Origin of the sequence: Exiguobacterium mexicanum (assembly GCF_005960665.1) — a bacterium.
Taxonomy (GTDB): Bacteria; Bacillota; Bacilli; order Exiguobacteriales; family Exiguobacteriaceae; genus Exiguobacterium; species Exiguobacterium mexicanum_A.
This window is the reverse complement of sequence record NZ_CP040676.1, coordinates 55197-67500: the sequence shown is the minus strand read 5'-3', so window position 1 is coordinate 67500 and position 12304 is coordinate 55197. Positions and strand designations below refer to the sequence as shown.

General features: G+C 49.5%; 20 protein-coding genes (1 of these 20 running past the window's edge). All 20 read right to left on the bottom strand.

Annotation, left to right across the window (positions count from 1 at the left end; genetic code table 11):
* Positions 1–192 carry the beginning of a KinB-signaling pathway activation protein gene (locus tag FED52_RS00765; protein ID WP_138858568.1) on the bottom strand. It extends 459 nt beyond the left edge of the window, so the window shows 192 of its 651 coding nt (coding positions 1–192); it begins with the start codon at positions 190–192; its stop codon lies off the left edge, out of view.
* 10 nt (positions 193–202) lie between these two features.
* On the bottom strand, positions 203–1234 hold the full coding sequence (locus FED52_RS00760) for an Mrp/NBP35 family ATP-binding protein (protein ID WP_021066632.1): 1032 nt from the start codon (positions 1232–1234) through the stop codon (positions 203–205).
* Positions 1235–1376: 142 nt separating this feature from the next.
* Entirely contained in the window at positions 1377–1769 is a 393-nt protein-coding gene (gene rpsI / locus FED52_RS00755; RefSeq protein WP_021066631.1) for a 30S ribosomal protein S9, read from the bottom strand.
* A gap of 25 nt (positions 1770–1794) precedes the next feature.
* On the bottom strand, positions 1795–2232 hold the full coding sequence (rplM, locus tag FED52_RS00750) for a 50S ribosomal protein L13 (protein ID WP_034781675.1): 438 nt from the start codon (positions 2230–2232) through the stop codon (positions 1795–1797).
* A 154-nt stretch (positions 2233–2386) separates the two neighbouring features.
* Positions 2387–3127 carry a tRNA pseudouridine(38-40) synthase TruA gene (gene truA / locus FED52_RS00745; protein ID WP_034781678.1) on the bottom strand — a complete coding sequence of 247 codons (741 nt, stop codon included), beginning with the start codon at positions 3125–3127 and terminating at the stop codon, positions 2387–2389.
* Positions 3124–3915 (bottom strand): energy-coupling factor transporter transmembrane component T family protein, encoded by a 792-nt coding sequence (locus FED52_RS00740; RefSeq protein WP_138858567.1) that lies wholly within the window; start codon positions 3913–3915, stop codon positions 3124–3126. The genes truA and FED52_RS00740 overlap by 4 nt, the downstream gene beginning before the upstream one ends.
* Positions 3912–4790, bottom strand: a complete 879-nt coding sequence (locus tag FED52_RS00735) for an energy-coupling factor transporter ATPase (protein ID WP_138858566.1) — start codon at positions 4788–4790, stop codon at positions 3912–3914. The genes FED52_RS00740 and FED52_RS00735 overlap by 4 nt, the downstream gene beginning before the upstream one ends.
* Entirely contained in the window at positions 4766–5602 is an 837-nt protein-coding gene (locus tag FED52_RS00730) for an energy-coupling factor transporter ATPase (protein WP_021066626.1), read from the bottom strand. Before FED52_RS00730 ends, FED52_RS00735 begins: the two co-directional genes overlap by 25 nt.
* 69 nt (positions 5603–5671) lie before the next feature.
* Positions 5672–6025: a 50S ribosomal protein L17 gene (gene rplQ / locus FED52_RS00725; RefSeq protein WP_012727650.1), complete on the bottom strand. Its 354-nt coding sequence runs from the start codon at positions 6023–6025 to the stop codon at positions 5672–5674.
* A gap of 24 nt (positions 6026–6049) precedes the next feature.
* On the bottom strand, positions 6050–6994 hold the full coding sequence (locus FED52_RS00720) for a DNA-directed RNA polymerase subunit alpha (protein ID WP_021066625.1): 945 nt from the start codon (positions 6992–6994) through the stop codon (positions 6050–6052).
* A gap of 92 nt (positions 6995–7086) precedes the next feature.
* Positions 7087–7482 carry a 30S ribosomal protein S11 gene (rpsK, locus tag FED52_RS00715; protein ID WP_021066624.1) on the bottom strand — a complete coding sequence of 132 codons (396 nt, stop codon included), beginning with the start codon at positions 7480–7482 and terminating at the stop codon, positions 7087–7089.
* 16 nt (positions 7483–7498) lie between these two features.
* Complete coding sequence (gene rpsM / locus FED52_RS00710) at positions 7499–7864, bottom strand: 30S ribosomal protein S13 (RefSeq protein ID WP_024372197.1); 366 nt, start codon at positions 7862–7864, stop codon at positions 7499–7501.
* Positions 7865–7883: 19 nt separating this feature from the next.
* Positions 7884–7997, bottom strand: a complete 114-nt coding sequence (gene rpmJ / locus FED52_RS00705) for a 50S ribosomal protein L36 (protein WP_003156543.1) — start codon at positions 7995–7997, stop codon at positions 7884–7886.
* Between the two features lie 30 nt (positions 7998–8027).
* Complete coding sequence (infA, locus tag FED52_RS00700; RefSeq protein ID WP_021066622.1) at positions 8028–8246, bottom strand: translation initiation factor IF-1; 219 nt, start codon at positions 8244–8246, stop codon at positions 8028–8030.
* Between the two features lie 105 nt (positions 8247–8351).
* Positions 8352–9110: a type I methionyl aminopeptidase gene (gene map / locus FED52_RS00695; RefSeq protein WP_034781687.1), complete on the bottom strand. Its 759-nt coding sequence runs from the start codon at positions 9108–9110 to the stop codon at positions 8352–8354.
* Complete coding sequence (locus FED52_RS00690) at positions 9107–9757, bottom strand: adenylate kinase (RefSeq protein WP_029594431.1); 651 nt, start codon at positions 9755–9757, stop codon at positions 9107–9109. The genes map and FED52_RS00690 overlap by 4 nt, the downstream gene beginning before the upstream one ends.
* Positions 9758–9835: 78 nt before the next feature.
* A complete protein-coding gene (secY, locus tag FED52_RS00685) occupies positions 9836–11125 on the bottom strand; it encodes a preprotein translocase subunit SecY (protein WP_138858565.1) in 1290 nt (429 codons plus the stop codon).
* Positions 11125–11565 (bottom strand): 50S ribosomal protein L15, encoded by a 441-nt coding sequence (gene rplO, locus FED52_RS00680; RefSeq protein ID WP_021066618.1) that lies wholly within the window; start codon positions 11563–11565, stop codon positions 11125–11127. The genes secY and rplO overlap by 1 nt, the downstream gene beginning before the upstream one ends.
* Positions 11566–11596: 31 nt before the next feature.
* Entirely contained in the window at positions 11597–11782 is a 186-nt protein-coding gene (rpmD, locus tag FED52_RS00675) for a 50S ribosomal protein L30 (protein ID WP_021066617.1), read from the bottom strand.
* Between the two features lie 15 nt (positions 11783–11797).
* Positions 11798–12298: a 30S ribosomal protein S5 gene (rpsE, locus tag FED52_RS00670; protein ID WP_021066616.1), complete on the bottom strand. Its 501-nt coding sequence runs from the start codon at positions 12296–12298 to the stop codon at positions 11798–11800.
* Positions 12299–12304: the final 6 nt, after the last annotated feature.

Here is a 12304-nt window from a genome sequence, read left to right as displayed (position 1 = left end):
AATCAAGTAGGCGAAGAAGCCCATCATGCTAATCCCGGTCCATGTGCTCGAGTAACTGAGTGCCGTCACAATCGCTTCCCACGATTGACTCACTAAATAGCCAGGATTGGCCAGCAAGTTCATGACGAACCCAAACAACGTCCCGAAGACGAGCGTCGTCCAAAATAACCTTAAAAATCCTTGTACCTTCATCTATAAACCATTACCCTTCTATCTGTTGAATGACCGCTTGCGCTAGTCCGTCGTATGTCTTCTCAAACGGATGCCCATCTCGGTAAACCGATGGTGCAAAGTCTTCTTCATTCTCATACGGCTGACCGAGCGGAATTTGCGCGAGCAATTTGCTCTTCAACGCTTCAGACAATTTTTCGCCGCCGCCATAGCCGAAGACGTACTCTTTCTCCCCTGTCACTTTACTTTCAAAATACGCCATGTTTTCGATGATACCAAGCACTTTGTGGTTTGTCTTGATGGCCATTGCCCCAGCACGCGCAGCGACAAAAGCAGCTGTTGCGTGTGGCGTCGTGACGATCAACTCTTGACATGCCGGGAGCATCGAATGAATATCGAGGGCGACATCACCCGTCCCTGGCGGCAAATCGAGGAGCAAGTAGTCTAGGTCGCCCCACTCAACATCGTTGAAGAAGTTATTAAGCATCTTCCCGAGCATTGGTCCACGCCAGATGACTGGAGCGTTATCTTCTACAAAGAAGCCCATCGAAATCACTTTCACGCCGAAACGCTCGACAGGAATGATTTTCTCGCCACGGACGACCGGCCGCTCTTCAATCCCGAGCATGTCAGGTACACTGAAGCCGTAAATATCCGCATCAATCAATCCGACCTTCTTCCCTGCCCGCGCTAGCGCGACTGCCAAGTTGACCGAGACTGTCGATTTCCCGACGCCACCTTTGCCCGAAGCAATCGCAATAAATGTCGTGCCAGCATTTTCACGGAGAATAGCTGGCTTCGTCGCTTCTTTCAAACTTTCGTCATTGAGCGCCTCGAAGCGAAGACCGACCGTCTTGAATCCTTTTCCTTTGAGCAACGTGACAATCTCTTGTTGAAGTTGGAGTTGCTCGCCGCTCCCGGTTTGACCGAGTGCCACTTTTACACTGACATAATCTTCTTTAATGCGAATATCCTTCACGCCAGCTGTATCTCCAAGCGTACGGTTGATTGTTGGATCGATCAACCCCGCCAATTCTTCACGAACTTGTTCTACTGTAAGCATGTGGTTTCCCCCTAATTTCTGTCTCGCTAACAGTATATCAAAAAAAGCGTTTTCTTGAGGGAATGGAAATCAACAATTTCATGAGTAACAAAAAAACTCTCTACCCCGATGGGCAGAGAGTTTGAACCAAATTGTTCGAAGATTAACGCTTCGAGAATTGTGGTGCGCGACGTGCAGCTTTAAGACCGTATTTTTTACGTTCTTTCATGCGAGCGTCACGAGTCAAGAAGCCTTTTTCTTTGAGGCTTGGACGGAATTCTGGGTCCGCTTGAAGAAGCGCACGTGATACGCCGTGGCGAATTGCTCCAGCTTGTCCAGTGAATCCACCACCGTTAACGTTAACGATTACATCGTATTTACCTTCTGTTTCAGTCAATACGAGTGGTGATTTTGCCATCATGATCAAAGTCTCATGTCCGAAGTATTCTGAAATATCACGGCCATTTACAACAACTTTGCCGTCACCTGCAACGAGGTGAACGCGAGCCACCGAGTGTTTGCGGCGGCCTGTTCCGTAGTAACGTACATCTGCCATCGTTTAGTTCCTCCCTGTGTCCCGATTAACCGCGAAGTTCGTAAACTTCTGGTTTTTGTGCTGCGTGGTTGTGCTCAGCTCCAGCGTAAACGTGGAGTTTAGTGAATGATTGACGACCAAGTGATCCTTTTGGAAGCATCCCTTTGATTGCGAGTTCAAGCATACGCTCTGGGCGTTTTGCGAGAAGCTCTTTTGCAGTTTGTGATTTCAAACCGCCTGGATGACCTGAATGACGGTAGTAAATCTTGTCGTTCATTTTGTTACCAGTCAAGTGGATTTTCTCAGCGTTGATGATGATGACGTGGTCTCCGCAATCAACGTTTGGTGTGAAAGTCGGCTTGTGCTTACCGCGAAGAAGTGATGCTACTTCACTAGTCAAACGACCAAGTGTTTTGCCTTCTGCGTCGATAAGGAGCCATTTGCGTTCTACTTCAGATGCTTTTGCCATGAATGTCGTGCGCATGTGGAATACCTCCTAAAATGTCTGTTTGCTTAATTTTTTTAGTGCTTGTTTGATGCTTTATCATAATCCTAGTTTACGGGGCTAAGATTGTGGTTCATCTCTCAATGTGAAAATGAAATGCCAATGAATATAATACGATTTTATAGAGGGAATGTCAATCTACTTTTTCATAATTCACATTCCACAAGTATAGACCGTGCGGTGGGGCTGTAATCCCAGCGCTACGCCGGTCTTTTGAGGCGAGCATCCGGCTCACGTCTGCCGGCTCATATTTCCCACGCCCGACCTCTAACAACGTCCCTACCATAATACGGACTTGGTTATAAAGAAAGCCCGAGCCGACGAAACGAATATACATCTCATCGCCCGCTTCGACGAGCTCCGCTTCATAGATTGTGCGGACACGATCCTCTACCTCAGCCTTCGTCACTGAAAAGGAGGTGAAGTCGTGAGTCCCGACGAGCATGCGTAGCGCCTGTCGGATCCGCTCATGGTCGAGCGTGTACGTGACCGTTACAGCATGGTGGCGCCGGAACGGGTCCGCGTCGCTTCGGAAGAAATAGCGATACTCTTTCCGTTTTGCCCCATAACGCGCGTGAAACGACGTATCGACCTCTTCGGCGGATCGGACAAGAATATCATCGGGCAACATCGCATTCAGCGCTTTGACGAACCGGTCGGCTGGCATAGCGAGGTGCGTATCGAAGTGTAGCACTTGCCCCCGAGCATGCACACGGGCGTCCGTACGACCCGAGGCCACTACTTTGACGGTCTGACTATGCATCCGCGCCAGCACACCCTCTACTTCGGCTTGAACCGTATTTCCGTTCGGTTGGACCTGATAACCGGCATAGTTCGTTCCATCATACGCAATCGTCAATTTAATTCGCTTCATCCTATCCCTCGCAATCCAATCAAGATGAGTGTGATGCCCACGAAGATGATGAGTAACACCGTGTCACGACGGTGCCACGTCATCTCACGCAAGCGCGTCCGTCCTTCACCCCCACGGTACCCACGGGCCTCCATTGCCGTAGCGAGGTCCTCAGCACGTTTAAACGCCGACACAAACAATGGGATCATGAGCGGGACGACTGCCTTCAAGCGATCCTTGAGCGGACCGCTCTTCAAATCGACGCCTCGCGCCTGCTGAGCCTTCATGATGCGATCGGTCTCGTCGGCCAAGGTCGGCAAGAACCGGAGCGAGATCGACAGCATGAGGGCGATCTCATGGGCAGGCACTCGGAATCGTTCGAGGGGGCGGAGCCCTGCTTCAATCGAATCGGTCAGTTCCATCGGTGTGGTCGTCAGCGTGACGAGTGTCGTCAACATGACTAGATAGAAGAAACGGAGCGAGACGATCAAGCCCATCCGGACGCCTTCCGAATAAATCGCGAACGGACCGAATGCAATCAACTCCGTCCCGTCCCGGTTAAAGAACAGTTGCAACAACAGTGTAAAAATGATGAGGAATAAAATCATCTTCAATCCATTCCATAAATACCGCCATGACAATTGAGACAGTCTCACGGCGAACAAGGTAAAGCCGAGCAAGAACACGTTCGTCCATAAGTTATCAGCCAAAAAGACGATGGGAATGAAGCCGAGGATGAACAACGTCTTGGCTCGCGCGTCAAGTGTATGGAGCCATGAATGTCCGGGAATGTACTGTCCGATGATCATGTCGCTCTCCCCTTTCTCAATTCGAGCGCGATCCAGTCCGCCAATTCGCCTTCGGTCCGTAAGTTCGGTGTCGTGACACCGAACGCAGGGGCAAGCTCACTCGCGAAACGAAGCACATGCGGGATTTCAAGCTGGAGCCCTTTGACAAGCGCCTCATCTTTGAACAAGTCAAATGGATTCCCATCAAAGGCGACCTCGCCCCGTTCCATGACGACGACTCGTTCTGCGTACGCTAACACGTCGTCCATATCGTGCGAAACGAGAATGAGCGTCAAATCGAGTTCTTGTTTTAGCCGTTTGAATAACGCCAGCATCTCACGACGGCCGAGCGGGTCGAGTCCGGCCGTCGGCTCATCTACGACGAGAACGTCAGGTCGACTAGCGAGCACGCCGGCAATGGCGACGCGACGCATCTGTCCGCCCGAGAGATCGAACGGGGAACGGCCCCATAACGTTTCATCCAGGCCGACGAGGCGCAACGCAGCATGAGCCCGCTCTTTCGCTTCGTCTTCAGACGCCCCAAAGTTTCGTGGACCAAACATGACGTCGCGTTCGACCGTCTCTTCAAATAGTTGATGCTCCGGATATTGAAAGACGAGCCCAACGCGGCGCCGAAGCGGTAGCAGGCTTTGCTTTTTGTCGCGACGCTTCGTAATCGCACGGACTTCGATGTCATCGACGACGACACGCCCTTTTGTCGGTCGCAGCAGTCCGTTCATATGTTGAACGAGCGTTGACTTGCCTGACCCAGTATGGCCAAGAAACGCAACAAGCGCCCCCGACGGAATCATTACATTCACATCGCGCAGCGCGGTTCGTTCAAACGGAGTATTCAATTGATATTGGTAAGTCACTTCTTCAATGCTAATCGGCATAGATGGTTCACCAACTCCGAATGTTGTAGCATCAGACGATCGAGTGGTATGCCCCGTTCCTTCAGTTCGAGTTGCATCCGGACAATAAACGGTACGTCGAGCTGAATGGCTCGTAACGCCTCCGGATTTTGAAACACGTCTTCGGGTGTGCCGGTCATCGCAATCTTGCCTTTTGACAATGCAATGATACGGTCGGCAAACAACACTTCGTCGAGCTCGTGGGTAATGGCGACAACGGTCATCCCTTCTGAGACGAGCTGTTGTACCGTTTCAATCACCTCTTTGCGCCCAATCGGGTCGAGCATTGAGGTAGCTTCATCGAGCACGAGGACATGCGGGCGCATTGCGAGTGCCGAAGCGATCGCAACGCGCTGCTTTTGTCCACCGGATAACTGATGCGGTTCACGGTCCGCTAGTTCCGATAATCCAACGCGCGCTAGACTGTCATCAATTCGACGAACCATTTCTTGACGTGGAAGTCCCATGTTTTCGAGAGAAAATGCCACATCATCGCGCACGGTCGCCCCGACAAACTGGTTGTCAGGATTTTGGAAGACGACACCGATCCGTTTCCGAACGTCCCACACGTCTGTGGCGTCCGTTGGATCGAGTGTCTCAACCCGGACTTCTCCTTCTTGAGGAAGCAAAAGCCCATTCCACAACTTCGTCAAAGTCGACTTGCCAGAACCGTTATGGCCAACGATAGCGAGCCATTCCCCTTTGTATACGTCGAGTGACAGCCCGTTTAAGGCTGGCTCGGTTTGTCCCGGGTAACGAAACACGATATCGCGTACCATAATTTGAGATTCCATCTGCCGACTCCTTTCCGATGTGGAAACAGGGCAATACGTCACCGCATGCCCTGTTGACTGCCTAATGAATTAGACGAGTTCGATGATTACGACTTCTGCACCGTCACCGCGGCGTGGGCCGACTTTCATGATGCGTGTGTATCCACCTTGACGTTCAGCGTAGCGTGGTGCCACGTCTTCGAACAATTTTTGGATTGCGTCTTTTTCTCCAGCGTTCTCTTTACGAACGAATGAAGCTACTTGACGACGGGCATGAAGATCGCCACGTTTCCCAAGAGTGATCAATTTTTCAACGACTGGGCGAAGTTCCTTCGCTTTTTGTTCAGTTGTTTGAATGCGCTCGTTGATAATAAGGTCAGTTGCAAGATCACGTAAAAGTGCCTTACGTTGTGAGCTTGTACGGCCGAGTTTCGAATAAGCCATTACATTTCCCTCCTTCGGTTGAACTTAGTCTTCTTTACGCAAGCCTAAACCGAGCTCGTCCAACTTGAGTTGAACTTCTTCGAGTGATTTACGTCCGAGGTTACGAACTTTCATCATCTCTTCCTCTGATTTGTTTGCGAGTTCTTGAACAGTGTTGATGCCTGCGCGCTTCAAGCAGTTGTACGAACGAACTGAGAGATCGAGTTCTTCGATCGTCATTTCGAGTACTTTTTCTTTTTGGTCTTCTTCTTTCTCGACCATAATTTCTGCATTGAGAGCCTCGTCAGTCAAGCCAACAAAGATGTTCAAGTGTTCTGTCAAAATTTTCGCCCCGAGCGATACCGCTTCTTCCGGACGGATTGAACCATCTGTCCACACGTCTAATAGAAGCTTATCGAAGCTAGCATCTTGACCGACACGTGTTTTATCTACTTCGTAGTTCACGCGTTGAATCGGTGTGTAGATCGAATCGATTGGAATAACGCCAATCGGCATATCATCACGTTTGTTATCTTCTGCCTGGACGTAACCACGACCACGGCGAGCAGTCAAACGCATGCGAAGCGTCGCGTTATCAGCGAGAGTCGCGATGTGGAGCTCAGGATTCAAGATTTCAACGTCGCTATCATGGGTAATGTCTGCCGCAGTGACAGCACCGGCACTTGAAACGTTAATCTCAAGCGTTTTCTCTTCGTCCGAGTACACTTTGAGAGCCAACTTCTTGAGGTTTAATACGATTTGCGTGACGTCTTCGACGACTCCGTCAATCGTAGAGAACTCATGAAGAACGCCATCGATTTGAACCGCTGTTACCGCTGCACCAGGGAGCGATGACAAAAGAATTCGACGTAGTGAGTTGCCGAGAGTAGTGCCATATCCACGTTCAAGCGGTTCCACCACGAATTTACCAAACGTAGCATCCTCGCTGATTTCGACCGTTTCGATCTTTGGTTTTTCAATCTCGATCATCTGAACCCCTCCTTGAGTGTATCCTGCCATGCAGCGCGAGCTGCATTGTATATGCTGTTTGTGCTAGGTAAGCCCTTCACACGCACAAGCGATTATACGCGGCGACGTTTCGGAGGGCGGCAACCGTTGTGCGGAACTGGTGTTACGTCACGGATTGCAGTTACTTCAAGACCAGTAGCTTGGAGGGCACGGATAGCCGCTTCACGTCCAGCACCAGGACCTTTAACGTTAACTTCTACTGTACGCATACCGTTGTCCATTGCAACTTTCGCTGCAGTTTCAGCAGCCAATTGTGCTGCGAACGGAGTCGATTTACGTGATCCTTTAAATCCAAGGTTACCAGAAGTAGCCCATGAGATCGCGTTACCTTGCGTGTCAGTGATTGTAATGATTGTGTTGTTGAATGTAGAGCGGATGTGTACCACACCGACTTCAACATGTTTTTTGACTTTACGTTTTGAACGTACATTTTGCTTACGTTTCGCCATTGTTCAATTCCCTCCTTTACTTCTTCTTGTTCGCTACTGTACGGCGTGGGCCTTTACGAGTACGCGAGTTGTTCTTCGTGTTTTGACCGCGAACAGGGAGACTACGACGGTGACGAACACCGCGATATGCGCCGATCTCGATCAAACGTTTAATGTTGAGTGAAACTTCACGGCGAAGGTCACCTTCAACTTTAATTCCGTCAATTGCTTCACGGATACGGTTGATTTCGTCTTCTGTAAGATCACGTGTGCGTGAATCTTCAGATACGTTTGCAGCCTTCAAAATTTCTTGTGCTCTTGTTTTACCAATACCAAAGATGTATGTGAGCGAAATAACGATACGTTTTTCGCGTGGAATATCTACACCAGCAATACGTGCCATGTGTGCACCTCCTCTTAGATTAACCTTGTTTTTGTTTGTGTTTCGGGTTTTCGCAAATTACCATTACTTTACCCTTACGACGAATAACTTTACATTTTTCGCAGATCGGTTTTACCGACGGTCTTACTTTCATGATTATACCCTCCTCCTGGAAAAATCGGAGTTACTTGTAACGGTACGTAATCCGCCCGCGAGTCAAGTCGTACGGAGACAACTCGACAGTTACGCGGTCACCTGGAAGGATTCGAATGTAGTGCATCCGAATTTTCCCTGAGACGTGCGCGAGCACCGTGTGGCCGTTTTCTAACTCCACTTTAAACATTGCGTTTGGAAGTGGTTCGACAACAGTGCCTTCCACTTCAATGACATCTTGTTTCGCCATCATTTATTCCCCTTTCTATATGAAGATATTTAGGAGCACAGACGATCTATCGCATTGTACTGTGAGAGAAGGATCCGTAACGGATCAGCACGAAGCAATAGAGCCTCATTCACCGGAATCGAGTTTCGTTAAAATCTCGTATCCATCGTCTGTGATGGCGATGGTGTGCTCAAAGTGGGCGCACATGCTACCGTCCACTGTCACAACTGTCCAGTTGTCAGCCAGTGTCCGAACATAGCGTTGACCAGCGTTGACCATTGGTTCAATGGCTAACGTCATTCCAGTCTTCAGGCGCGGCCCTTTCCCCGGTGGACCATAGTGCGGAATTTGCGGTTCTTCATGCAAATTTTGTCCGACACCATGACCGACGTATTCGCGGACGACAGAGAAATCATGAGATTCCACATACGCTTGAATCGCATGCGAAATGTCTGTCAAACGCTGTCCAGCCTTAGCGTGCTCCAATCCTTTATACAGACTTTCTTCAGTCACGTCAAGTAACTGCTGTGTCTCTTCCGAGATTGTTCCCACTGGATACGTCCAAGCGGAATCTCCATGGTATCCGTTATAGTAGGCACCGATGTCGATCGAGATGATATCCCCATCGTTCAATACCCGTTTTCCGGGAATCCCATGAACAAGCTCTTCGTTCACTGAAGCACAAACGCTACCGGTAAACCCGTTATAGCCTTTGAACGACGGTGTCGCACCTTGGCTGCGAATGTATTCTTCCGCGATCCGGTCGAGCTCAAGCGTCGTAATACCTGGTTTGATGTGCTCTTTGAGCACCTGGTGTGTTCGAGCAACAATTTGCCCAGCCTCACGCATAATCGCTATTTCACGAGGCGTCTTCGTGATGATCATTCAGTACCACCGAGTAACGCTTTGACATCGGCGTATACGACATCGATTGGACGATCTCCATCCAATGTACGAAGATACCCTTTTTCAGCGTAAAAGTCAATGAGTGGTTTCGATTGCTCGATGTTGACGTCAAGGCGACGGCGGACCGTTTCCTCTTTATCGTCTTCACGTTGCATGAGAGCCGACCCATCCACATCACAGATGCCTTCCACTTTAGGTGGGTTGAAGATCACGTGATATGTCGCACCACACGTCGGGCAGATCCAACGACCTGTCAAACGCGGGACGAGAATTTCCGCATCCACATCGATATTCACGACATGGTCAATCTGTTTTCCCAAATCTTTAAGCAAACTTTCGAGTGCCTCTGCTTGAGCAACAGTACGCGGGAATCCATCGAGCAGGAAGCCGTTTTTCGTATCATCTTGACTCAAGCGTTCGCGTACGATTCCGATTGTTACCTCATCCGGTACGAGTTCGCCTTTATCCATGAACGATTTTGCTTCTTTGCCGAGTGGCGTTCCGCCTTTGATTGCCGCACGAAACATGTCGCCTGTCGAAATGTGTGGGATTTGGTACTCTTCAACGATTTTAGCCGCTTGAGTCCCTTTCCCTGCACCCGGTAAGCCCATGAGTACTAGATTCATCTCAGTTAGCCTCCAGTTTTGATTTTCACAACACGTCGTAAACACGACAGGAAGGAAGGGTGTACCCTTCCTTCCGCTTTAACGGATAAAGCCTTTGTAGTGTCGTTTTACGAGTTGACTCTCGATTTGTTTCATCGTTTCGAGGGCTACCCCGATGACGATCAACAAGCTCGTTCCTCCGATTTGCACCGAAGTTGGGAGACCGGCAAGCTTAATGAAGATTGTCGGCATGATCGCTACGAGCGATAAGAAAATCGCTCCGAAGAATGTCAAACGATAGAGCAACTTCGTGATGTACTGTTCTGTTTGCGCCCCAGGACGAATCCCAGGAATATAGCCACCTTGCTTCTGCAGGTTTTCTGCCATCTGTTCAGGATTGACCTGAATGAATGTATAGAAGTAAGCGAACGCGATGATGAGCGCTACGTAGATCGACATTCCGATTGGAGCTGTCGTATCGAAGTAAGTCTGCAACTTCTGCGTCGTTTCCGGAGAAGCAATGAAGCTTGCAACAGTTGGTGGTGTCACCATGAAGGAAATCGCGAAGATAACCGGGATGACACCGGCAGCGTTTAGTTTGATTGGCAAGTGCGTCGACTGACCGCCCACAGGGGTACGGTTCGCCGTGCGTTTTGCGTATTGAATCGGAATTTTGCGAGCAGCCTGTTGAACATAAATGATCCCCATGGTCACCGCAAGGATAACGAGCAATAGCACGACCAAGTAAACGATGTTAATGAATAACGCATCTCCAGCATTTTGGAGCTTCGTTTCATAAATCTGCGTGAAGATTCTTGGGAACCCAGCGACGATACCGGCGAAGATAATGATGGAAATACCATTCCCAACACCTTTCTCCGTCGTCATCTCACCGAGGAACATCAAGAACGCCGTACCGGCAGTCAGTACGATCGCGATCACGAAATAGGTTGCCGTGCCCCACGTCTCATTGACGAGACCTGGATAGAGGCGGTTAAATCCAAACGACAATGATGTCGCTTGAATAAACCCTAACATGATCGTCCCATAGCGCGTGACCGTCGCTAGCTTTTTACGGCCAGACTCGCCTTGTTTTGCCCATTCGGCAAACTTCGGAACGACGTCCATTTGTAAGAGCTGCACAACGATCGATGCCGTGATGTACGGCATGATCCCCATTGCGAACAGGGAGAAGTTCTGTAAAGCATTTCCTCCAAACAAGTTCAAGAAGTCGAGAAGACCTCCTGAGTCAAAACGCAACACATCCGTATTCACCATCGGCACCGGGATATGGGCCCCGATGCGGAAAATGATGATGATTGCGAGTGTGAAGAGAATACGCTGTCGAATATCTTTCACGCGCCACATATTGGAGATCGTCTGAAACATCAGATCACCTCAACTGAACCGCCAGCTGCTTCGATCGCTTCTTTCGCTGCACCCGAGAATTTGTTGGCTTTAACAGTCAATTTTGTTTCAAGCTTGCCGTTAGCAAGTACTTTGATTCCGTCTTTAGCAGAGCTGACAACACCAGTCTCGATTAAGAGTTCTGGAGTAACTTCAGTACCTGCTTCGAAACGGTTAAGCGTGTCTAGGGAAACAACTGCATACTCTTTACGAGTAGGGTTGTTGAAACCGCGTTTTGGAAGACGACGGTAAAGTGGGTTTTGCCCACCTTCGAATCCTGGACGAACGCCACCGCCCGAACGAGCTTTTTGACCTTTATGTCCACGGCCAGAAGTTTTACCGTTACCAGTCGCCATACCGCGACCGACACGGTTGCGTTCGTGACGCGAACCTGGAGTTGGCTTCAATTCATGGAGTTTCATAGTGGCACCTCCTTATTTAGTAAGATCTTTATTATTCGTTGATTTCGTTTACAGTCACAAGGTGCGACACTTTTTTGATCATACCGCGCATCGCTACGTTGTCAGGGACAACGACAGTCTGATGCATTTTACGAAGACCAAGTGTACGTACTGTTACACGCTGATCTTCCGGACGACCAATAGTGCTGCGTGTGAGGGTGATTGCGAGTTTCGCCATGTCTAATTCCCTCCCTTATTTAAGAAGTTCTTCTACGCTTTTACCGCGTAGTTTAGCAACTTCCTCTGCTTTTTTAAGCTCTGTCAAGCCTTTAACCGTCGCACGGACGATGTTGATTGGTGTGTTAGATCCAAGCGATTTCGAAAGGATGTCACCTACACCTGCGAGTTCGAGCACTGCACGAACTGGACCACCAGCGATAACCCCAGTACCTTCAGAAGCTGGTTTCATGAATACACGACCTGCTCCGAATACTCCTGTGATTTCGTGTGGAATTGTTGTACCGACCATCGGTACTTGAACCATGTTTTTCTTAGCGGCTTCAATAGCCTTGCGGATCGCTTCTGGCACCTCTTGTGCCTTACCTGTACCGAAACCGACGTGACCATTTTTGTCACCTACGACGACGAGAGCGGCGAAACGGAAGCGACGGCCACCTTTCACGACTTTCGCGACGCGGTTTACGGTAACAACGCGTTCTTCAAGTTGTTCCATGTTAACGTCTAACTGGCGCATCGAGTG